Annotated in this window: 27 protein-coding genes; 8 read left to right on the top strand and 19 right to left on the bottom strand. The window is 38.8% G+C overall.

The annotated features are described in order from the left end of the window. The first annotated feature begins 355 nt into the window (after nucleotides 1-355). The gene (locus tag DCK90_RS17035; protein ID WP_176621058.1) at nucleotides 356-496 is read left to right on the top strand and encodes a hypothetical protein; all 141 of its coding nucleotides are present in this window, start codon (nucleotides 356-358) and stop codon (nucleotides 494-496) included. 151 nt (nucleotides 497-647) lie between these two features. Here DCK90_RS17035 and DCK90_RS01555 read toward each other — a convergent pair whose 3' ends face one another. The 5 genes from DCK90_RS01555 to DCK90_RS01580 form a co-directional block, all read right to left on the bottom strand. Beyond that, on the bottom strand, nucleotides 648-1,670 hold the full coding sequence (locus tag DCK90_RS01555; RefSeq protein ID WP_108244404.1) for a helix-turn-helix domain-containing protein: 1,023 nt from the start codon (nucleotides 1,668-1,670) through the stop codon (nucleotides 648-650). A gap of 198 nt (nucleotides 1,671-1,868) precedes the next feature. After that, the gene (locus DCK90_RS01565) at nucleotides 1,869-4,040 is read right to left on the bottom strand and encodes an ATP-binding protein (protein WP_108244406.1); all 2,172 of its coding nucleotides are present in this window, start codon (nucleotides 4,038-4,040) and stop codon (nucleotides 1,869-1,871) included. A gap of 75 nt (nucleotides 4,041-4,115) precedes the next feature. After that, nucleotides 4,116-4,583, bottom strand: coding sequence for a response regulator (locus tag DCK90_RS01570; protein ID WP_108244407.1), 468 nt, complete (start codon nucleotides 4,581-4,583; stop codon nucleotides 4,116-4,118). Continuing rightward, complete coding sequence (locus DCK90_RS01575) at nucleotides 4,580-5,143, bottom strand: helix-turn-helix domain-containing protein (RefSeq protein WP_108244408.1); 564 nt, start codon at nucleotides 5,141-5,143, stop codon at nucleotides 4,580-4,582. Before DCK90_RS01575 ends, DCK90_RS01570 begins: the two co-directional genes overlap by 4 nt. A gap of 309 nt (nucleotides 5,144-5,452) precedes the next feature. Beyond that, entirely contained in the window at nucleotides 5,453-5,788 is a 336-nt protein-coding gene (locus DCK90_RS01580; protein WP_108244409.1) for a hypothetical protein, read from the bottom strand. Nucleotides 5,789-6,000: 212 nt separating this feature from the next. Between DCK90_RS01580 and DCK90_RS01585 the strand changes: the two genes are divergently transcribed. Then, the gene (locus tag DCK90_RS01585; protein WP_108244410.1) at nucleotides 6,001-7,032 is read left to right on the top strand and encodes a helix-turn-helix transcriptional regulator; all 1,032 of its coding nucleotides are present in this window, start codon (nucleotides 6,001-6,003) and stop codon (nucleotides 7,030-7,032) included. Between the two features lie 36 nt (nucleotides 7,033-7,068). On the opposite strand, the gene DCK90_RS01590 is transcribed toward DCK90_RS01585, so the two are convergent. After that, entirely contained in the window at nucleotides 7,069-7,509 is a 441-nt protein-coding gene (locus DCK90_RS01590) for a DUF2383 domain-containing protein (RefSeq protein WP_108244411.1), read from the bottom strand. A gap of 321 nt (nucleotides 7,510-7,830) precedes the next feature. On the opposite strand from DCK90_RS01590, the gene DCK90_RS01595 reads away from it, so the two are divergent. Then, complete coding sequence (locus tag DCK90_RS01595) at nucleotides 7,831-8,031, top strand: hypothetical protein (protein ID WP_108244412.1); 201 nt, start codon at nucleotides 7,831-7,833, stop codon at nucleotides 8,029-8,031. Nucleotides 8,032-8,078: 47 nt separating this feature from the next. On the opposite strand, the gene DCK90_RS01600 is transcribed toward DCK90_RS01595, so the two are convergent. From DCK90_RS01600 to DCK90_RS01610, 3 genes are all read right to left on the bottom strand, one after another. Next, nucleotides 8,079-8,687, bottom strand: coding sequence for a nitroreductase family protein (locus DCK90_RS01600; RefSeq protein ID WP_108244413.1), 609 nt, complete (start codon nucleotides 8,685-8,687; stop codon nucleotides 8,079-8,081). A 142-nt stretch (nucleotides 8,688-8,829) separates the two neighbouring features. Next, complete coding sequence (locus DCK90_RS01605) at nucleotides 8,830-9,843, bottom strand: AI-2E family transporter (protein ID WP_108244414.1); 1,014 nt, start codon at nucleotides 9,841-9,843, stop codon at nucleotides 8,830-8,832. 28 nt (nucleotides 9,844-9,871) lie between these two features. Beyond that, nucleotides 9,872-10,111 (bottom strand): DUF7218 family protein, encoded by a 240-nt coding sequence (locus tag DCK90_RS01610; RefSeq protein ID WP_108244460.1) that lies wholly within the window; start codon nucleotides 10,109-10,111, stop codon nucleotides 9,872-9,874. A 240-nt stretch (nucleotides 10,112-10,351) separates the two neighbouring features. On the opposite strand from DCK90_RS01610, the gene DCK90_RS01615 reads away from it, so the two are divergent. Further along, nucleotides 10,352-10,537 (top strand): CsbD family protein, encoded by a 186-nt coding sequence (locus DCK90_RS01615; RefSeq protein WP_108244415.1) that lies wholly within the window; start codon nucleotides 10,352-10,354, stop codon nucleotides 10,535-10,537. 79 nt (nucleotides 10,538-10,616) lie between these two features. Here the strand turns inward: DCK90_RS01615 and DCK90_RS01620 are convergent, their stop codons facing one another. Further along, nucleotides 10,617-11,558 (bottom strand): TerC family protein, encoded by a 942-nt coding sequence (locus DCK90_RS01620; protein WP_108244416.1) that lies wholly within the window; start codon nucleotides 11,556-11,558, stop codon nucleotides 10,617-10,619. 476 nt (nucleotides 11,559-12,034) lie between these two features. Between DCK90_RS01620 and DCK90_RS01625 the strand changes: the two genes are divergently transcribed. Both DCK90_RS01625 and DCK90_RS01630 read left to right on the top strand, forming a co-directional pair. Further along, a complete protein-coding gene (locus DCK90_RS01625) occupies nucleotides 12,035-13,846 on the top strand; it encodes a sensor histidine kinase (RefSeq protein WP_108244417.1) in 1,812 nt (603 codons plus the stop codon). Next, nucleotides 13,843-14,256 carry a response regulator gene (locus tag DCK90_RS01630; protein ID WP_108244418.1) on the top strand — a complete coding sequence of 138 codons (414 nt, stop codon included), beginning with the start codon at nucleotides 13,843-13,845 and terminating at the stop codon, nucleotides 14,254-14,256. Before DCK90_RS01625 ends, DCK90_RS01630 begins: the two co-directional genes overlap by 4 nt. Nucleotides 14,257-14,298: 42 nt before the next feature. Here DCK90_RS01630 and DCK90_RS01635 read toward each other — a convergent pair whose 3' ends face one another. Genes DCK90_RS01635 through DCK90_RS01655 form a run of 5 tightly spaced genes read right to left on the bottom strand, consistent with a single transcriptional unit; the run spans nucleotide 14,299 to nucleotide 19,313 of the window. Further along, complete coding sequence (locus DCK90_RS01635) at nucleotides 14,299-15,555, bottom strand: hypothetical protein (RefSeq protein WP_108244419.1); 1,257 nt, start codon at nucleotides 15,553-15,555, stop codon at nucleotides 14,299-14,301. Between the two features lie 3 nt (nucleotides 15,556-15,558). After that, nucleotides 15,559-16,719: a hypothetical protein gene (locus DCK90_RS01640; protein ID WP_159075730.1), complete on the bottom strand. Its 1,161-nt coding sequence runs from the start codon at nucleotides 16,717-16,719 to the stop codon at nucleotides 15,559-15,561. Nucleotides 16,720-16,728: 9 nt separating this feature from the next. Then, nucleotides 16,729-17,760 carry a hypothetical protein gene (locus tag DCK90_RS01645; protein ID WP_159075731.1) on the bottom strand — a complete coding sequence of 344 codons (1,032 nt, stop codon included), beginning with the start codon at nucleotides 17,758-17,760 and terminating at the stop codon, nucleotides 16,729-16,731. A 3-nt stretch (nucleotides 17,761-17,763) separates the two neighbouring features. Further along, nucleotides 17,764-18,783, bottom strand: a complete 1,020-nt coding sequence (locus tag DCK90_RS01650) for a hypothetical protein (protein WP_108244422.1) — start codon at nucleotides 18,781-18,783, stop codon at nucleotides 17,764-17,766. Continuing rightward, complete coding sequence (locus DCK90_RS01655; protein WP_159075732.1) at nucleotides 18,774-19,313, bottom strand: hypothetical protein; 540 nt, start codon at nucleotides 19,311-19,313, stop codon at nucleotides 18,774-18,776. Before DCK90_RS01655 ends, DCK90_RS01650 begins: the two co-directional genes overlap by 10 nt. 189 nt (nucleotides 19,314-19,502) lie before the next feature. On the opposite strand from DCK90_RS01655, the gene DCK90_RS01660 reads away from it, so the two are divergent. Both DCK90_RS01660 and DCK90_RS01665 read left to right on the top strand, forming a co-directional pair. Continuing rightward, nucleotides 19,503-21,302 (top strand): tetratricopeptide repeat-containing sensor histidine kinase, encoded by a 1,800-nt coding sequence (locus DCK90_RS01660; protein WP_108244424.1) that lies wholly within the window; start codon nucleotides 19,503-19,505, stop codon nucleotides 21,300-21,302. Between the two features lie 7 nt (nucleotides 21,303-21,309). After that, nucleotides 21,310-22,053, top strand: coding sequence for a LytR/AlgR family response regulator transcription factor (locus DCK90_RS01665; protein WP_108244425.1), 744 nt, complete (start codon nucleotides 21,310-21,312; stop codon nucleotides 22,051-22,053). Nucleotides 22,054-22,188: 135 nt separating this feature from the next. Here DCK90_RS01665 and DCK90_RS01670 read toward each other — a convergent pair whose 3' ends face one another. The 4 genes from DCK90_RS01670 to DCK90_RS01685 form a co-directional block, all read right to left on the bottom strand. Then, a complete protein-coding gene (locus DCK90_RS01670) occupies nucleotides 22,189-22,848 on the bottom strand; it encodes an SDR family oxidoreductase (RefSeq protein ID WP_108244426.1) in 660 nt (219 codons plus the stop codon). A gap of 42 nt (nucleotides 22,849-22,890) precedes the next feature. After that, nucleotides 22,891-24,186, bottom strand: coding sequence for a PQQ-dependent sugar dehydrogenase (locus tag DCK90_RS01675; RefSeq protein WP_234414557.1), 1,296 nt, complete (start codon nucleotides 24,184-24,186; stop codon nucleotides 22,891-22,893). Nucleotides 24,187-24,276: 90 nt separating this feature from the next. Continuing rightward, nucleotides 24,277-24,636: a cyclophilin-like fold protein gene (locus DCK90_RS01680; RefSeq protein ID WP_108244462.1), complete on the bottom strand. Its 360-nt coding sequence runs from the start codon at nucleotides 24,634-24,636 to the stop codon at nucleotides 24,277-24,279. Nucleotides 24,637-24,848: 212 nt separating this feature from the next. Further along, on the bottom strand, nucleotides 24,849-25,808 hold the full coding sequence (locus DCK90_RS01685; protein ID WP_234414558.1) for an alpha/beta hydrolase: 960 nt from the start codon (nucleotides 25,806-25,808) through the stop codon (nucleotides 24,849-24,851). Between the last annotated feature and the right edge of the window lie 178 nt (nucleotides 25,809-25,986).

A 25,986-nucleotide genomic window follows, 5' to 3' on the forward strand; every position in this document is an offset into this window, starting at 1 on the left:
TATCATCCGGCCAAAAAGTGTTTTTATCATATTTTCTTTTACTGGCCTTGCTCCGACCATCATCCTAAACTTTAGTTTGGTCATTGTATATGGATAATTTCATAAATCTAACCGAAATACAACTGTTGGCTTTGCTCTTTAGATAAGATGTTGGACGTAATCAATTAAATCGCGATATTCCCATTCTCGATTCAATGTGTTCACATTCATGATTTTGCCGACATACATCCACCATATACGGCAATCTTTCAATCAGTAACGTCAAAAAGTCCGTCGTCTGTGCTTTATATTAATGATGAACGGTACTGGGAAGCGGTACTATCCAAATGAATTTTTAACCTTTAAAAAAATAGTTATGAGTATTGCAGATAAAAGAAAATTTAAACGAAAAGTAAAACAGAATAATCCAACAAACCCTACTGGTAACACCAATATCGATACGAACAAATTTGATATTGATGAGAATACTATTAAAAAACAGCAGAATAAAGAATAATAAAAATAACTGTTAGTAGGTTAAGAAAAAAGCTCTCGTAAAGAGAGCTTTTTTTAATGGTAATAAGTCCCGCAAGGATACTTTAATAATAAATGGATAACATAGTTATGTTATGAATATATAGAGATACAACATTAATGTTGTAATTATTTTATGCTGAAATAGCAAAGCTTCTCTGTTTGTCCTTATACTCTTTGGGACTACAGTTATATTTTGCTTTAAAGATTTTTGAAAAATAACTTCTACTGATAAAACCAATGCTGTAAACAACCTCGGAGATGTTCATATCGGTGGTCTTGATTAGATTCTCTGCCAATCGTACCCTAACATCCCTTATATAGTCCGTTACCGTGGTTCCGTGCATCATTTTAAAGCCCTCTTGCAATTTGGAAGGCGATAAACCTCCTTTTTTACAGAGATATGCTACAGATAGTTGTTTTTCGGGATAGTTGTTGATAAAGACGGACAATTCCCTTACAACCTCTCTTTCCTTTTTGGTCAATGAAGATTCTTGTACCGTCGCATTCTTAAGGTCATCGGAATGCTGCTGAATCTCTAGGGCCAAGATTAAATGCACCAATCCTTCAATCATTAGTTTTCTTGCAATTCCGGTCACGGATACGGTGTTTATTTGACGTACCTTTTCCGCTACTTTTAGGTTGTAAGAACCTATGTATGCAAAATTGTCCACAACATTATTCTTAAAGAACAGTTTTTGTAGCTCATGGTTTAAATGATTTTCGTTTCCCGCTCTTTTGGTAGGACTCACAATAACAAGTATCATTTTAAGGCGCATGTCCTTCTCAAAATAGAGAACATTGTCCTGTAACGTTTTGCTTGTTAGGATACCTGTCTGAAAATTTTCCAATTCATGTCTTTCGCCATTGGGTCCAAAGCTGTGCGACACTTGACCTTGTGAGCAATAGGCAAAACAAATTGGGGTATATTGGGTAGAACTGGCCACTAACATAACATCTTCCGTGAATTCCATGTCAAACTCCATGTAGGATATGCCTCCTTTAAAAGAAATGCCTTTTATGAGACCTTGCCCTAATGGATTGTCTATTTCGAGAATATGCTCCTCCGCATCATGTGTTAGGTTACCTGCAAAATCTGCTTGCAATTGTTCGAATACTTGATGGATTTTTGCTGTTTTTAGGGATATCGTTTTCATGGCTTATTGTGTTTTAGGTTGTTTTTTTCTATTACTGATTGATAATGAAAAATCTTGTTTTGTAAAGATCATCAACCAAGCCACAAACTATTTTATACAACTTTTGGATTCTGTTATAGAACTTTTTGATATGCCCGGAAATAGTGTTAAAAAGCTCTTAAACAAGTTTTTTGATAGAGTTTTTGAATGTGTTTCAGACTAAACAGGCAGGTAGATGGTAAAAACGCAGCCTTTGCCTTTCTCACCTGAGGCTTGGATATAGCCATGGTGGTTTTCGACTATTTTTTTACAAATGGCCAATCCTATGCCCGTGCCGGAATATTGGTTTTTGGAGTGAAGACGTTGAAACACTTCAAATATTTTCTTTGCATTGGTGTCATCGAAGCCTATCCCATTATCGGAAAAAGTTATTTTAAAGCAATATTTGGAAGGTTTCAAGAACTCTTCAGCAATCTGGTCATTGCCAACCATTTCAGATGCAACCCTTATCTTGGGAGCCACTTTGGGATTTCGATATTTTAAGGAATTGGACACCAAATTGCCGAAAAGTTGCTCAAGTTGGAAGCCTACTCCATGTACCATGGGCAGATTATCCCAAACAATTTCTGCATCCTCAGCCTTAATACGTTCTGCATTTTCTTCGCTGACCTTTTTCATAACACTGTTCAGGTCGACTACCTCAAAATCATCGTGGGTACTATCTATTCGAGAATAGTTCAATAGGTTACGGATCAAGGATTGCATCCTGGCCGCTACTTTGTCTATTCTATCAAAATATACTCTTCCCCTCTCGGACAATTTATTTTTTTCCTCCCCATCAATACGGGATATAAACATTTGGATTTTTCGCAAGGGCTCCTGTAAATCATGGCTTACCACCCTATTGAATGACTCCAGCTCCACATTGCTACGCTCTAGTTCAAAATTCTTTATCCGCAATGTATTTTCTGCAGCTATCTGGTCGGATACGTCCTGTACTACACCGATCATTACAGTTCTACCATCCTTTTGTATAAACTGGCCCTTGGTACGTATGTGTTTTACTTCTCCGCTTTTAGATATGATTCTGTATGTATGGTCCCGTGGTTCTTTTTTTGCCCTATGCCATTCCCCGTATTCATCATATTGCTTCAAATCGTCCGGATGCACAAAACTCCTGTATCGTTCCAGTGATGGTTTAAACTCGTTTGGTTCGCACCCCAATATTCGGTAGTAGTTTTCGGATATTTCTGCCTCCCCTGTATCTAAATACCATGTATAACTTCCAATTTTTGCCACCTTCTTGGCCTCGGACATAATAAAGTTCTGAACTTCCAGTTCTTGGTTGGCCCTTAGTAGTTTTTCCTTGGCATTGTACTCCTCTGTATTGTTTCGCACTACTTCCAATATTCCCCCATCCATTGCCCTAACAAAGGTGTGGAACCAAAATTGTTGGCCCTCCACAGTAACCTGACGTTCGAAATCTATGGTCTTGTTTTCAAGAAAACAATCTATCATTCGATGCAGTTCGTTGTTCTTGAGAATAAACGGAAAAACCTCGGTTATCGGCTTTCCGAGAAGTTCATCTGGTTCTAGGTTCAAATAGTCCCTGTTGCATATATTGGCAAAGGCTACCCTAAAATCGATTACCTTTGCATTGGAATCGTAAATGGGCTCATAATAGTTCATGATGTTATCGGTACTCTGAACAATGTTCTGCAACAAAGCCTCAGAGGTTTGAATTTTATTTTTATGCCTCCGTAACCTGAAAAATGCTATAGTGAACATAACAATGGAAAACAGGGCAAGGAACAATGTGGTTAGCGGCGTAAGAAAGGTAAGCCTCCTATAGGTCACCAATTTGTCCTGAAGAAAGTTCTCGTTATTCGCCAGCATATTCCTCTTGAATCCCCTAAGCTTTTTTAGGATGGAAGCTGCTCTCTCCACATACACCATGGCGGTTGAATCTGCCTCCATTGGTTTTACCTTACCGTGTAATGCAGTCAGGGTCGTATGTAGGCTATCCTTTAACTTTGAGACCGTATCCAAATTTCTCCGATGGTAGGGCATCTCCTTGACCAGTCCATACAACCTATCAAAGGTTCTATCATTCTGCAACTTATGGTCTATGTATGATTCTTCAAAAGTTGAATCCTTTAAAATCACAGATCTGAACTCTGCAGACTCCATCAAGTCATATTGGGTGAACAACTTATTTACTTCTTTGTCCACCGTTAAGGAATGGGATACCATCTCTGCGGAAACCTCCAAATCCCTTATCTGTTTGAACAATACGGTGGTAATAAAAAGAAGCAATACTATGGCCAATGCCAAGGCGATTCTGTCCACTACGGGTGATTGGGCTATGCGACGAAAAATCTTAAAATCCATTAGTAGTTGCAGTAACCTATTTTAAGGTTTTATTATAAGTAGCATATAATTAAAACATATGCTGCTCAATTTTGATCACAATCGCAACAAAAAATTATCCCGATTGAGGTTAGAGGTATGGTACTGCCAATTGATCTGCAAAACCTTCTCTATGGAATCCCTCAATTTACTAAAGTTATTGGGCTTGTTCAAATAAACATTGGCTCCATTGACAAAAGTTTCCTCAATATCGTTTTCGGAACATGAAGTTGAATATATGGCAATGCACACATCATTGAGTTTTGGATTTGAACGAATCTCCTTTAAACACTGCATTCCATTTTTTATGGGCATGTTCAAGTCCAAAAAAATCAAATTCGGTAGAATAATGTTCGGAAGGTTCAGATAGTCCATCAATTCCTGTCCATCGCTCAATAATGATAGTTTTGTCCGGATGGAAATATCCTCAATAGCTTCTTGGAAAAACAAGCGGTCGTCCTCATCATCATCGGCAAGGGCTACATTTAAAATCTGTTTGCCTGAATTGGCAGGAATTTTATTCATATAGTTTGTTGTATTCTAGTACCCCTTCGTCTTTCCAATATTTCTTGAAACTTGGTAGGTGTCAATCCCGTTATTTTCTTAAACTGTCCGGACAAGTGCGCTACACTACTATAGTTTAAACGATAGGCTATTTCTGTTAATGTTAGGTCGGTGTCGGCCATAAGGTCTTTGGCATGGTCAACTTTTCTGAGAATCACAAAATTCTCTATTGATGTATAGGTTGTTTCAGAAAAAAGATTGGAGAGATAGGTATAGGAATAGTTCAATTTATCGGCAAGATACTCGGAAACCTTTTGCGATTTCAACCGATCATCTTCCAACATTTCGTTTATGGTATTTTTTATTCGTTGCACCAAGGCTGTTTTCTGGTCGTTCAGGACATAAATACCATATGCATTCAAATTATTGAACAATTCCTGCATCTCTTCATCGGAAATTGCCCGCTTTATCTCTATCTCACCTGTACCATGAAGCACGTGAGGAATATTCAATTTATCCAATTGCTCCTTTAAAATGGTTTTACAAGTGATATTTAAATCATATTTGACACTAATTTTCATCTTTCTCTTGCATAATTTGGCAAAGTCTCTTTAAGGCCAGGGCAAGCCATTGCAAGTATAGACTAAATTTAAATAATTATTTAACACAATTGCGGTGTTTTTGGCCAATATTGAACTTACCGTATAGAGGGAGGGAAGATGTCTTGAAGTCCTATTTAATAATTTAATACACTATGTTTACTGAAAATACATCTGTTCATCGGAACTAATGTTCACACCATACATTTTAGAAGAAAAATAAGTAGTGTAAGTATGGTAACGTATTATGGGAAGGTTTTGATGATACACTATTATAGTTAAATGAGGGGTTTAGAAATCAATGCTTGCCTTATCGGAAACATTCTCTTCAGGGATAGCCTTGAAGAATTCAGCAGCATCCAGATCGGCATTGGGGCCATACCCTAATAAATGGGTACCCTTTTTTCCATCATTGGTTTCCAAAACATATAAAATCGACATATCCGAAGGGTTGCTCATTCCTTCATAACGATGATCAGCAACAATATGGATGTCATTCGGTGAATAGGTTGTTTTGGAATCGGAAGCAATCAATTTTCCTTCCTCGAACCTAAAATTGGCAGTATATCCCTTTTCCTGATATGCTTTTATATAATCCTTTTCATGTTTTGCGTTTTCATTTTCCATACCTCATGTCATTTTCATCAAATATGAGAAAATACAACTATTTTAGTTGACACAGAAACTAACATTCTTGACCCATTTAAAAAATAAAATTGGCACATAATTGAAAAATATACGTAATTAACAGTTTAAAACTAAATAATAGTGTCTTTGGCAATCTTCTTTTTACAAGTTGATAATAGCCCGGCCATAGCCTAGCCATACAGATTATAGCAATGAGCGTTACATTTGAAATACGTGATACGGACACCAAAGAATTCATCAACGACCTGGCCGATAATCTTAAAATAGGGGTCGAGGAAGAAAACAACGAACACTGTATACGGTTACCGTCCAAATTGGGTTCCGGATTTATTAAGGGTACTTGTTTTGAAAACGGAGTGGGTGTTTTGGAATTTGATTTCCGCCTAAAAAAAGAGCTGGTACTGGAATTAAAAAAAGGATTGGTACACCCTTTAAAATTGATTTTTAACAGAGAGTGCCCAATTCTGCATAAGTTTGAAGGAACCGATGGTGAGCATGAAATACAACGATTGGAGAACGCTATTTTATCGAGCACGCCACACAACAACCATATATTCCGTTTTCCTGCCAATCAACCCATTTGTGTTTATAGTTTGGAGATCAACAGGAAACTTTTTGAGGATAAGATCAGTGAATTTCTTTCCGAAATGAATACAGATTTGATGGATCTCTTCCGTGACCTGAACGGTACCCAACTGTTTTATCACAAGTCCCATTACAGTCTGGAAATTGCAAAGTTTATGGAAGAATTTACAGAGTGTGATCTAACTGATTTTATGAAGACTGTATATCAGGAAGGCAAGGCATATGAAATACTTTCACATCAGTTACAACAATATCTAGATGATCTGAACGGGTCTGGGGAACATAAAATACTAAGGCAGGCCACCTTGGCCAAAATTGAAAAAGCTGCGGAAATAATCCATGATGAACTCAACAGAATGGACAATATTGTCAGTTTGGCAAAAAGAGTGGGACTAAACCAAACCACATTACAGCTTGGGTTCAAACGGCTTTACAATGCATCGGTAAACGAATACATCCGAAATTACAGGATTGAAAAGACCAAAGAATATCTGGAAAATACCGATATGAACATTACTGAAATAAGTTATAAGGTAGGGATAAATTCCAGAAGCTATCTTTCCAAGCTCTTTAAGGAAAAGTACAATATCACACCAAAAGAATACCACACTCAGGTCAAAAATGGCCATTCAAAATAATTTTACCATTTTGATTTAACCTTTCTTATGCGATTTTTATGATTGTGCAATCTTCCCCAATCTTTTTATGATGTTTAGGTCATTGGAGATTTTGTTCATTTGTTGCCGAATAATTGCCTCTAGGCTGGAAGGCAAATCTATTTCCTGCAATACTTCCCTATAACAATCAAGTGCTGCTCCCTCAGCCAATATCGCTTCCCCAAAAACAGACTCATTTCTGTTCATGGAAAAATCCATCCATCCCTGTTGCAATGTTCCTGCAGACCCTACGTTTTCCTTTATTTCTTGATTGAACTTCATCATCTCTATTTTCAGCTCATGCCCAAAATGACAGCGTTCCTTCGCCTTTTCTAAAAAAAAGTTTTTTAAAGAGGGACTATCGGCCAATTTCCCTACTCTTTCGAATCCGTTTTCGGCTCCGTATATTTTTTCCAGAAGATCATTAAGTTTCTTCCCCAGTAATTGCGAATAGTCCATTTCCTTTTGATTTTAAGATTTAGGGATGGCTTTATCGGGGGGAGCAAGAATTCATCCTTTTAACTAAAGATACTTCAAAATAAAGTTCGGAGACTATCTCAGAAAAAATGATTGTTGACCCATTTAATCAGAATATCCGTACAAAGAACACCAAAATACACTTTTTACTGCCTTTCAATGGAAGAACACTGAGTTGCTCTCCTCTTTTTGAGTCAATATTTTTTTTGAATATGCTAAGGCAAAAAAACAAAAACATATAGCTTCACCCTACCAATGATTTTTATTGGAATAACCTAGCCATCAACTTTAAGATGACTCATTATGAATAAGAAAGATCAAAAACAGCCTCAAGAAAATACGGAACTGGTTAAAGATGAAAACAGCCCCAAACGAAACTATATTTTCCAAAAAAGCGGTATTACCAAGCTAGGATTTGTAATCATATTGGCTATACTCATACTCATCATATTTGGAATTGTTCTTTCGGGGCTCTTTTTTGAAACACCGGACTTTGCTGCCTAGGCATTGTACTGGTATAACGTTTTACTTTTGGGCGGCTTAACCTGGATTCAACTTTCCCAAACCTCTTTAAATGCAAAATCTTCTTGAGGTATTCTTTGTCGGTCGGCCTGCTCGCTTTCCTGAAGTTTTTTGGGCAGCTTATCCAGTTGTCCACCATAATATCCTACAGCAATAGCGGATGAAACATGGTATCCGTCCGGTACATTGAATTCTTTCTCGGCTTTTTTCCAATCCACACCGGCCATGTGGTGCAGTCCTATATCCAAATATTGGGCTTGTACGGACATACTTCCCAAACAAAGCCCCAAATCGTGCAGCGCATGGAAGTTTTCTTTTCCTTCATCCGTTGTTTCTTTGTAAATGGCCAACATTAGCAAAGGGGCTTCTGGAGCCCATTTCTTGTTAAAATCACTTAAGCAGTCCACAATCTTGTCAAAAGCTTCGGCCCCTTTTTCGGCATAAATGAATCGCCATGGTTGCAAATTATTTGAACTGGCGGACCATCGTGCAGCTTCAAAAAGTTGATTCAATTGGCCTTTTTTAATTTTCTCCTCCCTAAATGTTCTGGGGCTGTATCTTTGCTTTAGCAAAGCAAAAATTTCGTGATTGGTATCCGCTATGTTACCTAGTCTGATTTGTTCCAATTCTTTTTTCATTGCTCTTTTTTTATTTAAGTATACTTTTATCAATTCAAATCGGTTGTTGCTAAACCTTATTATTTTGACGCTATTGCGTTTAAGAACTCCCATCGTTTTTTATGAGGAATCGTGAATTTTCTGATTTTTAACTTACACTTTATCAAAGATTTTCTTTGCCATACTCCCTTTTGTATATCCTTACGATCACTAAAAACAGATTGATCAGCAAAGGGCCAAAAACCAGGCCTATGAATCCAAACAGCGGTATTCCCACAATAACCCCTATCAAGGTAATCAGTGGATGCACATCGTCCAGTTTTTTGAGCACGTACAATCTAATGAGGTTATCCGTTAAGCCTACCACAACAATCCCATATATCAGAATCCCCCAAGCTTGAAAGGTTTCCCCATTGCTCAGGGAGAGTATAAAGACCGGAAGGGTTCCTAAAAAATTACCTACAAAGGGAATCATGGAGCCAATGGTTACCATGAGAGCCCAAAAAAATGGGTTTTCGATTCCAAATATCAAAAAACCTATCAAAGCAACTAACCCTTGGGCCAATGCCACCAACGGGATACCCAATGTATTTGCCCTAACGATATCCCTTATCTCGCACCCTATTACCTTTAAGTTTTTATTGCTTATCGGAATATAATCGTAAAGAGTTTTATATAATTTTTTCTGATTGGTGAGCATATAAAAAAGGAGAAAGTACATTATGGATATGGCGATTGCGGTATTGAACGTGCCGCCCACCAAACCTTGTAGGCTTCCCGATAGCCATTCGGATACAGCGGAAGCATCTACTTGTGAGCTGAATTTGTACCCCACTAAATTTTCAAAATACTGTATTTGCGATTTTATGATGGATGTGAGCTTTTCCGAATTATCCAACGCCTTGCTGATTTTGTTTCCCAACATGAGCAAGGCTCCCGAAATCGGTAATAGTATAATGAAAAAGGACATTACCATTAATAAACTGGCAGACAGTACTGGATTCCATCCTTTGTCCACCATTTTTTTCATGGGCTTTTTCAACAATACGAACAAAGTTATGGTTCCGAGCACTCCCGAAAAATAGGGCGCCATTTCCAACATGATCAATCCTCCAATCAATATAATTAAAAGGAGAATAAAAATCTGGCGGATTATTTTTGGGTGGATATAATTCATAAACTTATTTAAATTGAAATCGCTTTTATCAGTGGTTTCTCAAAGCACCTATGAGCTCTTTCTTCGACATTTTTGAACGGCCTTCTATACCTATCATCTTGGCTTTTTTATAAAGCTCTTGCTTGGTCCATTCTTCATAAGGGTTTGCTTTGCCCCCTTTTTTTCCGGCATCTGGTGTATTTGCGATTCGGGCCGACTTTTCTTTACTATAACCCTTATCCCTCAGAGCTTCATATTGTTCTTCATTTTTTATTTGTGGATTTGGCATAACACTAATTTTTGATTTGTTGTAAGATTTCATATCCCGCCTCTTCAAAATTTAAAAAATCAAGGCGTTACGCTTGCCCCATTTGACTTTTTTATTGTCTTTAAAGACATCATCAGCCTTTTAGTAACAGTAGAAAAGCTAAACTTTTTTTTGCGTCAATATTTTAAGTTTCCGGGGCGATCTCCCGCGATGGAAAGAAATACATTGGATGTATAATTATTAATTTAAAATTATACAGATATGAACAATGATCAATTAGAAGGCAAGTGGAAACAGGTAAAAGGAAAGTTCAAAGAAAAATATGGTGAGCTTACCGATGACGACCTGAAATATTCCGAAGGAAAGTTTGACCAAATGTTGGGAAAACTTCAGGAAAAGACAGGAAATTCCAAAGAAGCTTTGAAAAAGGAAATAGAAAGACTATAACCGTTTTCAATTATTCTTGAGACATGCCCTCAAATTTATTTGGGGGCTTTTTTGTGCTCAATCTCTTAAAAAGACCTTTTTAATCTGCCCTATCTTCCCTTAGGAAAGAAACCAAAATCCCCAGTCCCAAAGCAACTCCTATAAACCCTAATGAAATCCATTGAGAAAATTTAACATGGTGCGCCAAAATCATTTTAATCCCCACAAAACTTAAGATAGCGACCAAACTATATTTAAGGTATTGGAACTTATTGATTATGTGAGCCAAAAAGAAGTACATGGACCTAAGACCCAAAATGGCAAATATATTTGAACTGAATACCAAAAAAGGATCGGACGTAATGGCCAATATAGCCGGAACACTGTCCAAGGCGAACAAAACATCAGTAAATTCAATAATTATCAATGCCATGAACAACGGGGTGGCCGCCGTAATGTGTCGTAGTTTAACAAAAAACTTTTGTCCATCCATGTGTGAAGTGATGGGCATAATTTTTCGAAGATTCCGATAGAGGAAAGATTTTTTGGGTTCGAAAGGTTTTTCTTTGGAAGTAACCATTCTTATGGCCGTAAATATTAAAAACGCTCCAAAAATATAGGTCGTGAAACTGAATTTTTTGATGAGCGCCACTCCAAAAAATATCATTAGGGCCCTAAAAACTATGGCACCCAGAATTCCCCAGAACAAAACACGATGCTGATATTTTTGTGGTATTTGAAAAGAAGTGAAAATTACAGCAATAACAAAAATGTTGTCAATGCTCAAGGAAAGTTCAATAAGGTAACCGGTAATGTAATCTATTGTGGCTTCCATAGGTTCGAGGCCATCAACATTATCTATTTTACCGGTATTGTATAGCCAATAGATAACTCCCGAGAACAGCATGGACAAAGAAACCCAGACCGCAGTCCATATTGATGCCTCCCTAACGCTTATCACGTGGGCATTTTTATTGAAAACTCCCAAATCCAAAGCTAAAAAAACAAGAATGCCCAACAGGAAGATAATCCAAACCGTCATACGCTAAATGTATTATGAATCGAAAATATACAAAGGAACAGATTCCCTCACCAAAACGTTGTATAATAAAATGTTAAACTGGAATTAAAGTAAATCAATGTACTTACTTAAAGGTGCTTGGTTTAGCATAATGTTTCTAATTGAAGTGGATGAACAAAAGAAAGATTCGATGACCTGCATTGGGAAATCTTGGATATCAGTATAAAAAAACATCAAATACCACTTTGGGCATCACCAATTCCAATTATAGCCTACCTCAACGGCAATAGGTAATCGCAAATAAAAATAGACTATATCGGTTCTTTCGAAATACTTGAAACAACTTCATTTTAAAACCAAATATATCCGTGAAATTTTAGTATAAGATAAAATCTATGTATCTTGATTATAGTTCTCCTACAAAAAACATAGATAAATTTTTACAAATACAACACCTCAATGAGTTGATTTGATCAATTTGTTTAAAATACCTTCTTATGTGGAATAGGATTATTAAAACAGCCGCGGCACTTTATATCCCCCTCTTAATATTTACACTTGTTTGGGGCAATCTCCAAAAGAAAAGCCTCATTGCCAATATGGGCCAAATACAGCAACGAAATATATTGAGCAAAAGCTATAATTTGATAGATCAAAGCATGGTTTTGATAGATATCACCTCTTTTTGGTCGGGTGTTACATTTCCAGCATCCTTCTCTAATAAAAACCAATTAAACCCTGATTTTTTAAATAATTACATAAGAACCATGCAGGGGTTGGATGTGTACGAACAGTTCCGGCTAATCGACCTTCATGGCAACGAACTAGTGAGGTATGAAAAAGTAGACCAAGATAGTATGGCCCCTTCCGACCTGCAAAATAAAGTGGATAGAGGTTATTTTCAGGCAGGGCTTTCTTTAAGAAAGGGGCAAGTATATGTTTCATCCATAGAACTCAACAGGGAAAATGGTGTCTTGGAAACTCCACATAAACCAGTTATTCGAGGAGTGACCCCTATATATGACATCAACAATGCCCAAGTTGGTCTGGCAGTAATCAATTTTAACATGAACAAAATTTTTGATTTACTTAAGACCAGGATTTCCGGCGACAATTTTTATCTACTGGATAATAATAGAAACATAATCACCACCAATCTTTCTGATAATGTTTTACCTCATCAGGCCAGTATGAGCCATGTAGATTCCGTAATCAAAAAGAAACTAGAACTCAAAAAATTGATTTTTCCGAGAGATACTTTCTTTATGGAAAATGGCAGTTTATGGGTACATCAAAATGTAAGAACGGGGTTTGAAAAGGATGTTGGAATGAACCGCTACACCGATATGGCAGAGATTGTTACCGATAACGATTGGGCCATAATTCAGGAAATCCCTCCTTCTTATATAAGAAGCAGATTGCAGACCATTAGAAAGAATCTGATTCTATTCAACATCCTTACCTTAATCGTAATCACCTTGATTGCTTTTATTTATTCCCGAACTCAGAGAGAAAAAAAGAATTTCGTCACCCAACTTCAGCAAAAAAACAAACAATTATTGAGCAGTCAGGCCCAGTTAAAATCTACCAATGAGCTTGTAAAGCTTTCCAATGAACGTCTTCAGGTACGTAACCGACAACTGGAAGATTTCAGCTATGTTGTGGCCCATAATCTAAAAGCACCGGTAACCAGCATGTCCATAATTGTAGATCTGTTGAGCAAATCCAAAAATCAGCAAACCTTTATGGAACTTTTTCCCAAGTTGCAAACCATTTCCAATAACATCAATACACTTACAGAGGATGTAAGCACTTATATTTCTATTTTGAACAATAAGGAATTACAGGTAGAAAATGTAAACCTCCTTTTATTGCTACAAGAGGTCAAGAAAGATTTTGTGGAAACCCTTTTGGATAATGAAGCACAAAATTTTGAGACCGTTTACAAGCTGGATGCATGGCATTCCATCAAATCATCCAAATTTTATATGAAGAGCATCTTACAGAATTTCCTGTCCAATGCCATTAAGTATAGAAAACCAGACGCCCCATCCCATATAATCTTTGAAAGCAGTTGGGAAAACGACCACAAAGTGCTTTATGTAAAGGACAATGGCCTCGGTATTGATCTAGATAGACACGGGGAAAATATTTTTAAGCTCTATAAAAGGTTCCACCGGAATATCTCTGGCAAGGGAATGGGGCTATTTTTAATAAAATCCCAATTAGAGGCCATGGACGCCACATTGGAGGTAGAAAGTGAAGAAGGCGTGGGAACAACGTTTAAAATTACATTTAAAAGGATATGAAAAAACCTAGAATTTTATTAGTCGATGATGATGAAGTCTATCTATTTGTAACCAAAAAGATATTGAGCAATTTATCAGAGGAAATTGCCATAAACACATTTACGGACGGGGAACAGGCCATTGAATACATTTCTATGTGCCTAAAGGAAAACGTACCCTTGCCCGAGGTAATCCTATTGGATATAAACATGCCCTTTTTAGACGGATGGGGATTTTTAGCGGAATTTAAAAAAATGAAACCATCACTTCCCAGTCAAAATGTGGATATATTTATGGTAACGTCTTCCGACGATCCCAGTGACTTGAAAAGGGCTCAGAATTTTGAAGAAATAACCGGATATGTTGTAAAACCAGTATTCGAAGAAAAATTGGCCGAAATCTTAACCGAGGTATATAACAAGAAATGGTAAATAATTGTGCTTTCGTGGTTTTGAAATATTTCTGGAGTTAACTCAATCAGGTTCTTTGTAAATCAAGTTCTCCAGGTCTATTTCGCCTATCTTCTTTGTCAATAATGCATCTGAGTACAATTCTAAGGTCGGATCCAAGAAATGATAGGTATAATCGGCTCCATAAACAAATGGATTGCTTGTTTCAAATGCTTTAAATACCGACCGAACCTTCATGGTGAGTTGAAGAAGTACACTTTTGTCGTTGATGAGGGCCTCGGCCTTGCCGGGGTCCATTTTAAACAATACGTATCCATTGATATATTCTACTTGGGCCATAGTGTTCGCTATTTGGTTCCCGTAAGATGTCTTGGGAGAAAACTCGTTGAAATAGCCCAAGGACGAAACTTCCAAGGACTGTCGTTCAATGGGAAGCTGTACCCAGAACCCTCCTTTGTCAAAATCGTATTGACCATAAAACTTAATGGCATGCACCAATTGAAAATCCTGTGAACCATCAGAAAAAAAATCCGAACTCCATTCCAATATTTCATCCAAATACTTTTCTACAAAATCGACATATCGTTCGTTTTCGGTAAAATCATCAGCCTGATGGCCTCCCCATTCCCTCACCAAAGCACTTTTTCCGGTTCCGCTCCAATCGTTCATAAAGTATTCCTTTTTAAGGGCATCCGTACCCATGGTAAAGGCAAACTCCTTTAATACTTTTTGGGCCAAACTGGATTTTGCCTCCTTTTCTATGGTTTTCCCTTTGGTACGAACAGTAAGCGCGGTCCTATCCATAACCTTAAAATGTTCTTTTAACATATGGATACGTACCAAGTGGTGGAATCCGGAATACCCCAAACCTGTGAGATTTCTTTTATCCGCAGCATCTTTGGAGAGATCCACTTTTTTGGGATTGTCCCTGTCCATATATGAATCAATGGCCCCGAATCTTGGAAGCTCTTTAAATTTTTGAATCACTATATCCTTGAACGCCGCAGGATTTGGCGATTTGTAAACAAGGTAATCTGAATGGTCGTACAAGATTTTTTCTTCCGGTTTGTTCGCTTCTTGTGCATTCCCCCCTTTGCTCCCGTTGTCCACATTTCCAGATTGATGCCCTACCTCCTGATCTTCGCTTTTCTTGTTACCATTGAATAGATCATCAACTTTTTTATCGGCCTTTTTCATTATTTTTTCTTCGGCCTGCTTTTTCAATTTTTTAAAAAACTGGGCATTGGTACACTGTGGCATTGCCAGTATGAATGCCATCACCATCAACGGTCGAATTTGTTTGGAACGAATAATTTTCATCTTCTAATCCTTAAATGTTACAGTTTTCATATCAACCTCACCTAATTTTTGACTTAGGAGACCATCCTTATAAAATTCCACATTGCTATCTTCCAATTGGAATTCCCATTGTATTTGGTCCGGTGCAATAATTTTTGGGAAGACCTTCACTTTAAAAGCCACAAAAACAGGAGAAACATGGGTAAGGGCATACTCTTTTGCTTTTGAAGGTTCTACCGGTAAGAAGAGACTTTTGGAACTGTGCCTTAAAGTTTTCTCATTTTCAGTATAGGGCATAAAATTGGTATTGTGCAAAATAAAATCACCCCCGATGGAAAATATGTTTTGTATCCAATACCCCTTATTCTTAAAATCATACTTTCCATTGACAGCGCCCCGCGCAACAAAATAGGCGATTTGCTCATCATTGGGGAAAAACGTATTGCTCCATGCTTCCAAGGCTTCAAGATGGTTTTGTATGAATGCCGTATAACTTCGGTTTTGAGCAAATTCGTTGTTTCTTGTACCTCCCCAACTGGGCACCAAGCTTCTTTCTCCAGAGGTATTGTAGAAGTTACAGGGCGATTTGGCCTCAGCATCACAAAAGTATTCTTGCAGACGTTCATCGGAAAGCACATCCTTACCGAGCATCAACAAATGATGTTGTGCTTTATTGGAATACTTGATCTTTGTATCATCTTGCGCATAGTTGTACGTTGTTAACTTGGACTTGTCCATCTGCTCCAATAATTCCTTCATATATTTCAGCTCCAGTAAAGCTTTATAGGCTTTGCTATTGGTAGATGCCGTCTTACCTCTCAAATAATAGACGTCGCCGTATCTGGGCAATCCCTTGTGAGACTGTATCACAATATCAATAAAGTCTTTGTTCGGGGCTTTATGGGTGATAATATTATTGTCTTGGATAGTGGGCTTTGAACCATTTGCCGATGCATTATCCCCAATAGTGCCGTTTTCTGTCTCCTTGGTATTTTTGACATTGCCCGAATCATTCCGGGCACCTTCCCCATTTAAAAGTTCATCGGTTTTTTCACTGGCTTTATTGACAATCTTGTCCTCTACCTTTTTCTTCAGCTTTTTTAAAAACTGACCTTGAAGGGATATGGGCATTATCATGCAACCAAGTCCCATCACCAGAATCATGTGTATTCTTAATCTTTTCATATCTGCAAATTATCGTGTTTTAATCTCCACCGAACCAATATCCATTTCGGCCACTTTCTTTGTAAGGGCATCATCAGAGTATATTGTAATTACCGGGCTGCTTAAACTAAAAGTGGTTTTGAGTTGGTCGGCACGATAATTTTCTAACCCATTTAGGGATACGGATACCTTGAACACTAGAAAAATTTGCTGGTGCTTTTCGGAAAAATCCTCTGCCTTGTCCGGTGCCATTGGCAACAATAGGGAAGAACCATTGGGATGCAGCAATTTACGTTCGGAAGAATTGGCCGGTTGTAGATCATACCATGACAACAAAAAACCTCGGTTATGAAATTGGTGGGTGTGAAACCAATATCCTCCAGCCTTAAAATCGTATTGTTCCAATTGCACCTTTACCACATAATACCCTTCCAATGTATTATCCGGATACAAAGTATCCGCCCATTGTTCCACGGATGGGAACAACTCTTCAACAAATGTGGTATATGCCCTTAATTTTTGAAATTCCGAAGCACCTCTTCCTCCCCACCCTTTAATATTCCTCGGTTCATTATAATACCCATCCTTTGGAAAAGCAGAGGTACAGTCCTCCTCCTTTGGATTGCAAAACAAGCGAATGGATTGTTTTTTGTTGCAGAGGGCATTGGCCAAGGTCAGTGTATGTTGTTGGGCGGTATGGGATTTAATTTCCTCTTCATACATATTCTGTTTTCTTTCGGTAAAATAGGTCTTGTCCATTGCATTGAACATTTCCTTTTTAAACCTCATTTTAAGCAGTTCCACAAAAGCGTGTCTACTGGCCCTGTTATGGCTGGAGCGTTTGTCCGTTTCAAAATAACCATCATCCCCAAGTTTGAAATAGGTTCCATCGGACTTCAGAAAATATTCATCTTGATTGCCAAAACGAAGCTCTCCCTCGTGCGTCTGTAAGGAAAGGGATATAAAATCAGGCGAAGGTGGCTCAAACACCATTTCTGGCGACTGTCCGTGTACGACTATTTGTATCAAAAGCAAAAGAACAATCCATATACGCTGCTCCATACATTAATTTTTAAGAGTGAGGTCATTCATGAGAAGTGTTCTGTAATGCTCGGTCAATCCTTGGTCCGTATAAATTTCTAAGTCTGGAGTTTCATGGCTGTATCCGAACTCGATTGGCTCTGTTGGGTCTCCCAACTCTTTATCCAAAGGTCTCAACTTGATTTTTTTGACCAGATATAATCGATTGTTTCCCTTCTTTTTGAAATCTTCGGCCGTTTGCGCATCCATTTGTAGAAAAAACGGAGCGCCCTTAGGATTTTCCAACTTGTTTACAAGTGCTTGTTCATAAGGGCTTAAAGGTTCAAATACCACCCGTTTCATCACACCTTGCCGCATTGGAAAAATATCATTGAGCACCAAGGAGTGATATACCCAATAACCTCCCCTATCAAAGTCATAATTACCACCAATGTTAAGCGTGGAAACATGATAGATCAACCATTCTCCGTTCATAAAAACCTGCTGGCTCCACTTTAGAAGCGGTTCTAAAAATTTGTCTACAAAAGTCTTGTAGTTTCGAAGTCTCTCAAATTCATTGTTGCCGCGGCCTGTATTTCTGCAATCATCGTTCAAGCATAGGTTTGGAGCTACTTGACTCAATAAAAATCGCTGTAGAAAAGCGGAATTAGCCTCTGTTTTAGACATATTGCCTTTTACCGTCGTTAAACTTTGCCTGTCCAGATCACCCATAAATGGCTTTACGTATTTTAAACTGACAAGAAGTGAAAAAGCATTTCTGCCATCGGCCACCATTTTGCTTTTTTCAAGCTGTGCGGAGTTCCTATCCCCTACACGCACGCCTCCCCTTGGGTTTACATTCCGGGCACCATAGTTGTCCATAACGCCCAGCCGTGGAAGTCCCTTAAATTCTTGGAGCTCGATGGAAACAAAATCATCAGAAGGCGGTACGTAGACAATAGAACCTTTTGTCTGTGCAAAAGCGTGGGACACCAAACCCAAGAATAAACATACAATCACCTTGAATTTCATCCCGCTTCTAAGTCCTGTGAATTTTACTCCCATGTTACGGTACCATCTAAGGTAAGTATGGCTTCATCTTCAGTATTGATCACCGTCGTATTTTCAAAAGTGACCTTTTTCCCTTCAAAATCCACAGCGAACCCCTCTCCGCAATCCGTAAAAAAACTGAGATAGGGCGAGGTGCAGGCATGTCTAAACTCCTCTCCGTTCCTCACAATGGTCATGGAAACGGTCTTGTCCACATCGGGAGAACCTCCGGTGGAAAAATCTGCTGCTACAATCACAAATCCATTCTGATCATCGCTGTACACAAATTCGTTATCAACTACAGTAATATTCTCGGACAATAATATTACCGATTTGTCCGTACCGGAAAGAGTGGCATTGGCTACTTCGATATTGCCAACTTTCAAGGATTCCCCAAGTTCCGAGGTTTCCTCTCCCGATAGTCGTATGGTGCCCTGAACCTCGTTCTGATTACCTTCCTCTGATGAATTCCCATCATCTGAACTGCAACCAACGACAAGGAAAATTAAGTGGAGGTACAGAAAAATTGAAAACATATGCTTCATTATAGTCAATGGTTTGATGATATAGCTAGCTCTAAACTATATAGAACCAAGCCACCATGCCAAGACCAATTATTTAACGTACATATTTTAAATTTTTCCGTAACCATTTTTTTAATATCCGTAAAACAGGGCATAACAGCGGATTAATGTAACAAATGGCTTAAATTTGGTTTCAACTAACCTCATCACATGCATCAACCAAACAAAATTGCATTCTACTTACTCTTTATTCTCTTAATACCGTTTGGAGCATTTGGACAGGGAAATGAAATCGATTCTCTAAAAAATGAATTGAAGGGACATTCCACAATGGATACAATCCGGGCAGGACTACTCATTGAACTGGCCAACAAATTAACTTATTTCGACCCCAATGAGGCCATTCCACTTATGGAAGAGGCAATATCAATTTCCGAAAAAACCGATTGGACATTGGGTGAAGCTTTGTCCCATCGTCAAATGGGCAACCTACATTATGTCCTTGGAGATAATATCAAAGCTCTCGATCAATATCAAAAAGCATTGGCCCTTAGTCACAAAACTACCGACCGACAACTACAATCAAGCTTGTTGAGCAACATCGGAAATATACACGCTGATCTAAAAGAATATGATCTGGCCTTGGAAAATTATCATTCCTATCTCACCACATCACAGGAAATGGGAAATAGGGCGGATGAGATCAAGGCACTTTCCAACATTGCCATAATCTACAACGACACCGAAAGGTTCGAAGAAGGGGTTTCCTATTTGGAGAAGGCATTGTCCTTATCCAAACTTGAAGGGAACGATCTATTTATAGCTGCAATCACAAACAATCTTGCTCTGGCCTATAAAAAACTTGATGAAAACCAAAAAGCCCTTTCCCTTTATTTGGAAGCTGCCGAATTAGCCGAGCAAATAAAAAGTAAATACATTGAGGCTTCAGCTTTGAATAGCATAGGTAAAATATACCTTTTGTTCAATGACTATGACCTGGCCGAAACAAATGCAAATAAAGCATTGGCTCTTTCCAAGGAGATTGATGCTGTGGAGTGGCAATCCGACTCTTGGGAAGTCCTTAGCGAAGTCTATGAGCATAACAGAAAATTACCAGAGGCGCTCGATGCCTTCAAAAAGCATGTTCAACTACGGGACAGTGTAGTAAACGAGGAAAAAAAATCGGAATTGACCCGAAAGGAGATGCAGTTTAAAATGGAGCGCCAACAAGCGGTGGCACAGGAAGAAATCAAAAGACAACAACTGGTCAAGAACGGATACCTGATCGGAGCCATACTTTTATTAGTCTTCTCAATCATGGGATATTTGCTGTACAAAAGGAGAAGGGATGCACTGGAAAAGAGAAAATTGGCCGAATTCAATGCAAAAGTGGCCGAGACCGAGTTGAAGGCGCTCCGTTCTCAAATGAACCCCCATTTTATTTTTAACTCCCTGAACTCAATCAGCGATTTTATATCAAAAAACGACATTGAGCAGGCAGATGACTATTTGGTCAAGTTTTCCAAATTGACACGGTCCATACTTGAAAATTCGGAAAAAAAATGGATTACACTTGAGGAGGACATTGAGTTAATGAAACTCTACATGCAGATCGAAGGCTTAAGGTTCGATAATAAGTTAAAGTACCATGTCTCCATGGACAACAGTTTGGAACCGGACAATGTCCTAGTTCCCCCGCTCATTTTACAACCCTTTATTGAAAATAGCATCTGGCACGGCATTGCCCCTAAAAAAGGAGGGGGAAATATTGATATTAGAATCGCAAAAGACGGGACAATGTTAAAATACATAGTGGAAGATGATGGGGTCGGAAGATCAGGACAAAATAGGGAAGAGAAGAAGACAAAAGACTCATACGGAATCAAGATCACAAGTAGTAGGATCGATATAATAAATCATTTAAAGAACACTAAAGGCTCTATAGAACTAATGGACAAAGCAGAAGGTTTCCGTGTGGAAATAAAGCTTCCTTTAGAGCTCCAATTTTAAAAAAGATATGTTAGAGGCCATTATTGTGGATGATGAGCAACATTGCATCAACCGTTTACAAAAACAGTTGGGGGCCGAAGCGCCCGATATCGAAATAATTGCTTGTTGCAAAACTGTTGAAAACGCACAACAAATTATTGCCGAAAACTCTCCTGATATCCTTTTTCTCGATGTTCAACTAGGAAACCAGACAGGTTTTGATCTTTTGGCAACAATAAAAAAAATCGATTTTGAAATCATCTTTACCACCTCCTACGATAACTATGCCCTAAAAGCCTTTAAATTCTCCGCGCTTGATTATCTCCTGAAACCCGTTGATAAAGATGACCTAAAACGTTCCCTACAAAGATTAAGACAGCAGAAGGGACTAAAGGATACATCGAAAAAAATAGATATCCTGTTTCATAATTTTAAGGAAGGTAGCGAAACATCCAAAAGAATAGCCATTCCAACTGTTGATGGATATACCATGCTAGATGCCAAGGACATCATACGCCTTCAATCGGATGTCAACTACACGAATATATATACCTCAGCAGGAAAAAAAATAACCGCTTCCAAAACCATAAAATTTTTTGAATCAATGCTTGAGGGCAATGACTTTTTCAGAGTTCATAAATCACATTTGGTGAACTTGAAATTTGTTGAGTCCTATAGTAAGGGGAAAGGTGGCCACATTACCTTAATCGATGGCAACCAGATAGAGGTCGCAATAAGACGTAAGGAGGAACTGCTCAAACGACTTACATGATTGTGGACCGGTATTCCTAAATCAAAGTTCAATGGGTATGTCCTCCCTCGATTAAAAAGATTCATTAAAATCCAATCAAAAGTTAGGAGCATCAAACTTCGGATCAACAGGGGCACCATGATTCATATGGGTTGACTAGGCGACAAATTCTGTTATTGCTTCGCCAATACCTAAAGAGCCCATGCTCATTTCAAAAATCTTTGAATGGGTATTGCTGTTAGGAAGAACTTTAAGAACTGTCTCAGCTACGGCAGCTCTTGGAATTTCTTTATTTAACTGATGAGGGTCGGATTGAATGGTTATTTTACCTGCATCCTCATAATCCGTTAACATTACCGGACGGAGAATCGTGTAGTCCAAACCGCTTCGCTTCAACTCTTTGTCCGCCATATGTTTGGCAATATAGTAAGGCTTCATACCCTGCGCTGTCCAGCTTGAAGGATCATCCGATAATGCCGCACTTACCATTACAAAACGTGAGATATTGTTCGCTTTGGCAGCCTCAATGGTTTTGACAGCGCCAAACAAATCAACCTCTATCGTCTTGTCGGGTCCTGTGGAACCTCCAGAACCTGCGGAAAATACTACAGCATCAAATCCCTTAATGGCCGTTGCGATCTTTTCTTCTGAATTTTCTATGCTTTCCACGATTACCGGAACTTCTATCGAATCGAAATATGCTTTCTGTTCTTCCTTTCGTATAAGAGCTGTGGGTTCAAATTCATCGGATGCGCTCATTTTTTGCGCTATCAATCTTCCTATTTTCCCGTTTGCTCCTATTATAATTACTTTCATTTCTTCTTTTTCCTTTTACAATTTATTTTTTTCAGTTTTTTATCAGAGACCTATGCGGTAAATCACTGCATTATCACCATCGGTTAGGGCATAAAGTGCACCATCTGGACCGTCAAGAACATCTCTAAACCGTTGACCCTCATCTTCCAGCAGTCGCTCTTCACCTACCACAATGTTATCCTCTATCACCAACCTAACTATATGCTGACCGCTGAGTGCTCCCAAAAACAGATTGTTTGTCCATTCAGGAATTGCATTGCCCGAGTAAAAATCGATTCCGCTTGGTGATACCACAGGGTCCCAATAATAGACAGGCTGTTCCATTCCATTTTGCTGGGTGATTCCCGAACCAATAGCTTCACCGTTGTACTCTAAACCATATGAAATGGTCGGCCAACCGTAATTTACTCCTGCTTCAATCAAGTTCACCTCATCCCCTCCCCTTGGTCCGAGTTCGGACTCCCAAAGGTCACCGGTTACAGGGTGAATGGCCAGACCTTGAACGTTTCGATGTCCGTAAGAATAAATTTCCGGTAAAACTCCAGCTTGTGAGACGAACGGGTTGTCGGCAACGGGTTCTCCATTGGTGGTTATCCGTAACACCTTGCCCAAAGCAGCATCAAGTTCTTGTGCTTCTGGTCTAGTAACCGCACTTGACCTATCGCCTGTACTCACGAACAAATTTCCTTGCCCATCCCATGCCAGCCGTGAACCATAATGCGCCGTACTTTCAAATTCTGGAATGGCGGTGTAGATCACTTCAACGTTTTCCAGTTCGTCCTCACTATCCGATAATCTTCCCTTGGCTACAGCAGTTGCCGTACCATCGGGCCCATTTTGGGAAAATGTCCAGTACACCATTCTATTTTCCTCAAAATCTGGGTCTACTGCCACATCCAAAAGACCTCCCTGACCAGAGCTATTTACCGCGGGGGCACCCATAATCGGACCGCTTACCGTTCCGGAAGCAGATACCAATCGCATGGTTCCTGATTTTTCCGTCACTAAAATTCTACCATCAGGAAGATTCGCCATCCCCCAAGGACTGGACAATCCGGTTGCAAAAATCGTAGTTGTAAACGTTGCTTCCGTAAGAACACCTGAAACGCGTGTTTGTCCCTCAAAGGCCGGTGAATAATCCGTATTGGGTTCATTGGTCTCCACCGGGTCCAACGTTTCCTCTGGAGCTTCCGGTTCCTCATCATCACTTCCCTGTTCAGAACCTTCAGGCCCCTCTATAGTTGGGTCTGTCCCATCATCCAAACCACAGGATTGTTGCATTACCAACATCAAAACAATACCTATGGACCATATTGTAACCTTTAAAAGATTTTTCATAAGGACTTGTTTTTAAACTACTTTACCTTTAAAATTAGTATTCTTCTTTTAATGAGTTTAGCCGGTTTGGATAAAGTTTTGACCTAAATACTATTCTTGCATCAAAGCAAAGGTCACTGGGCCATCCGCATTTTTTAGTTTATCAACACCATTTTCATCAATCTTCCCTAGGCTAATGAGTCCAGTTGAATAACTAAAATCTTTATAGAAAATAGCTACATCTCCCCATGGGGCATAATAGGTGATATCTCCCTTGGAAGGATTGTATCCGGCCGGAGCCCCACTATCTGCCAATTTATGTTCTGGATAAAATATCTTCTCATTACTGGCGTAGTCCTCCAATTCCGTGGTAATAGGAAGCATGGAGATAAAATCCCGTGATGTGGGGTTATCGAACAAAGTGGCGGTAAGTTGGGTTTCGCCAAATGATATTTTCAATTTCGTATCCATAATTTGATCCTGTGCTTTAATTGTTGATTTGTTAGAATCGATTGACAACCAGTACATCCATCCAAAAACCAAAACAATTGCTGTAATAAAGAATATTTTCATGTTTCTTTAATTCATTTTTTATAGAATGGCCCGTGTGATACTGGTTTGAATGCGAATAAGTGCCACGGTATAAACCCGACCGTGGCACCAGCAACCAATCCCTTTTCAAATTATAAGTTTTCTGAAAAAAATGTATCCAATTTATCAAAAGGAATTACATCCAATTGATCATATAAATCTGTATGGACCTTTCCTGGAATAATCATCAGTTCCTTAGGTTCACTAGCAGCTTCATACGCATCCTCACTAAAATATTTGGAGTGGGCGTTCTCTCCGGCAATGATCAATATAGGTCGTGGTGAAATCTCTTTAATATACGACATTATGGGCATATTCATTAAAGAAATCGGAGTTGTAACTGTCCATGAACTATTGGAGTTAATTGACCTTGGGTGAAAGCCTCTATCGGTTTTATAATAATCAAAGTAGCCTTGTACAAATTCTGGTTCATCTCCGTTGATTTCATTCGGCAAACCTGCTCCTGAAAGCGTTGGTGTTCCATTTTCGGCATCTATCCAGCGTTGTTGGCTCATTTGCTCCAACATTTGTGTACGTTCTTCCTGTGTGGTGGAATCAAAATAGCCTTTGGTGTTCACTCTGGACATATCGTACATACTGGTCGTAGCAACGGCCTTTACACGTTTGTCCACTGCTGTTGCGTTCAAGGCAAAACCACCAAAACCACAGATTCCGATGATTCCCACCTTTTCACGGTCTACATTTTCCTGTAGTCCTAAAAAGTCGATGGCGGCACTAAAGTCTTCCGTATTAATGTCGGGCGATGCCACATGCCTTGGCTCACCACCGCTTTCTCCAGTGTAAGAAGGGTCGAATGCCAAAACCACAAACCCTCTTTCCGCCATTTGATTGGCATATAATCCAGACGCCTGTTCTTTTACTGCTCCAAATGGACCACTAATGGCCAAGGCAGGCAACTTTTTACTTTCCGAAGCCTTGGGAACGTATAAATCTCCTGCTAGTGCTATCCCGTAACGATTGGTAAATGTTACACTTTGTCTAGATACCTTATCGCTCAACTCAAAGGTATATTCTTCTGCTATTCCACTCATTTTACTTGATTTTTGATTTGATCTTGATTGACCGACCACCGTGCCGAACACAAGCATCGCTGTGATTGAAAAAAATAATATGCGTTTCATTTTCTTTATTGTTTAAAGAATATGGCACAAAGGTATTGAGAGGGTTGACTCCTCGAATAACGATAATCACATCAAAAATTAAGAAAAT

Source organism: Muricauda brasiliensis, from assembly GCF_003057865.1.
Taxonomy (GTDB): Bacteria; Bacteroidota; Bacteroidia; order Flavobacteriales; family Flavobacteriaceae; genus Flagellimonas; species Flagellimonas chongwuensis.

Excerpts from the sequence above, each read along its gene's own strand:
- DCK90_RS01585 (WP_108244410.1), top strand. The coding sequence starts at position 6,001 with ATGAGCGTTACATTTGAAATACGTGATACGGACACCAAAGAATTCATC.
- DCK90_RS01580 (WP_108244409.1), bottom strand. The coding sequence starts at position 5,788 with ATGGAAAATGAAAACGCAAAACATGAAAAGGATTATATAAAAGCATAT.
- DCK90_RS01565 (WP_108244406.1), bottom strand. The coding sequence starts at position 4,040 with ATGGATTTTAAGATTTTTCGTCGCATAGCCCAATCACCCGTAGTGGAC.
- DCK90_RS01665 (WP_108244425.1), top strand. The coding sequence starts at position 21,310 with ATGTTAGAGGCCATTATTGTGGATGATGAGCAACATTGCATCAACCGT.
- DCK90_RS01625 (WP_108244417.1), top strand. The coding sequence starts at position 12,035 with ATGTGGAATAGGATTATTAAAACAGCCGCGGCACTTTATATCCCCCTC.
- DCK90_RS01615 (WP_108244415.1), top strand. The coding sequence starts at position 10,352 with ATGAACAATGATCAATTAGAAGGCAAGTGGAAACAGGTAAAAGGAAAG.
- DCK90_RS01570 (WP_108244407.1), bottom strand. The coding sequence starts at position 4,583 with ATGAATAAAATTCCTGCCAATTCAGGCAAACAGATTTTAAATGTAGCC.
- DCK90_RS01640 (WP_159075730.1), bottom strand. The coding sequence starts at position 16,719 with ATGAAAAGATTAAGAATACACATGATTCTGGTGATGGGACTTGGTTGC.
- DCK90_RS01660 (WP_108244424.1), top strand. The coding sequence starts at position 19,503 with ATGCATCAACCAAACAAAATTGCATTCTACTTACTCTTTATTCTCTTA.
- DCK90_RS01605 (WP_108244414.1), bottom strand. The coding sequence starts at position 9,843 with ATGAATTATATCCACCCAAAAATAATCCGCCAGATTTTTATTCTCCTT.
- DCK90_RS01610 (WP_108244460.1), bottom strand. The coding sequence starts at position 10,111 with ATGCCAAATCCACAAATAAAAAATGAAGAACAATATGAAGCTCTGAGG.
- DCK90_RS01590 (WP_108244411.1), bottom strand. The coding sequence starts at position 7,509 with ATGGACTATTCGCAATTACTGGGGAAGAAACTTAATGATCTTCTGGAA.
- DCK90_RS01620 (WP_108244416.1), bottom strand. The coding sequence starts at position 11,558 with ATGACGGTTTGGATTATCTTCCTGTTGGGCATTCTTGTTTTTTTAGCT.
- DCK90_RS01595 (WP_108244412.1), top strand. The coding sequence starts at position 7,831 with ATGAATAAGAAAGATCAAAAACAGCCTCAAGAAAATACGGAACTGGTT.
- DCK90_RS01555 (WP_108244404.1), bottom strand. The coding sequence starts at position 1,670 with ATGAAAACGATATCCCTAAAAACAGCAAAAATCCATCAAGTATTCGAA.
- DCK90_RS01650 (WP_108244422.1), bottom strand. The coding sequence starts at position 18,783 with ATGGGAGTAAAATTCACAGGACTTAGAAGCGGGATGAAATTCAAGGTG.
- DCK90_RS01670 (WP_108244426.1), bottom strand. The coding sequence starts at position 22,848 with ATGAAAGTAATTATAATAGGAGCAAACGGGAAAATAGGAAGATTGATA.
- DCK90_RS01685 (WP_234414558.1), bottom strand. The coding sequence starts at position 25,808 with ATGAGTGGAATAGCAGAAGAATATACCTTTGAGTTGAGCGATAAGGTA.
- DCK90_RS01630 (WP_108244418.1), top strand. The coding sequence starts at position 13,843 with ATGAAAAAACCTAGAATTTTATTAGTCGATGATGATGAAGTCTATCTA.
- DCK90_RS17035 (WP_176621058.1), top strand. The coding sequence starts at position 356 with ATGAGTATTGCAGATAAAAGAAAATTTAAACGAAAAGTAAAACAGAAT.
- DCK90_RS01645 (WP_159075731.1), bottom strand. The coding sequence starts at position 17,760 with ATGGAGCAGCGTATATGGATTGTTCTTTTGCTTTTGATACAAATAGTC.
- DCK90_RS01655 (WP_159075732.1), bottom strand. The coding sequence starts at position 19,313 with ATGAAGCATATGTTTTCAATTTTTCTGTACCTCCACTTAATTTTCCTT.
- DCK90_RS01575 (WP_108244408.1), bottom strand. The coding sequence starts at position 5,143 with ATGAAAATTAGTGTCAAATATGATTTAAATATCACTTGTAAAACCATT.
- DCK90_RS01680 (WP_108244462.1), bottom strand. The coding sequence starts at position 24,636 with ATGGATACGAAATTGAAAATATCATTTGGCGAAACCCAACTTACCGCC.
- DCK90_RS01675 (WP_234414557.1), bottom strand. The coding sequence starts at position 24,186 with ATGAAAAATCTTTTAAAGGTTACAATATGGTCCATAGGTATTGTTTTG.
- DCK90_RS01600 (WP_108244413.1), bottom strand. The coding sequence starts at position 8,687 with ATGAAAAAAGAATTGGAACAAATCAGACTAGGTAACATAGCGGATACC.
- DCK90_RS01635 (WP_108244419.1), bottom strand. The coding sequence starts at position 15,555 with ATGAAAATTATTCGTTCCAAACAAATTCGACCGTTGATGGTGATGGCA.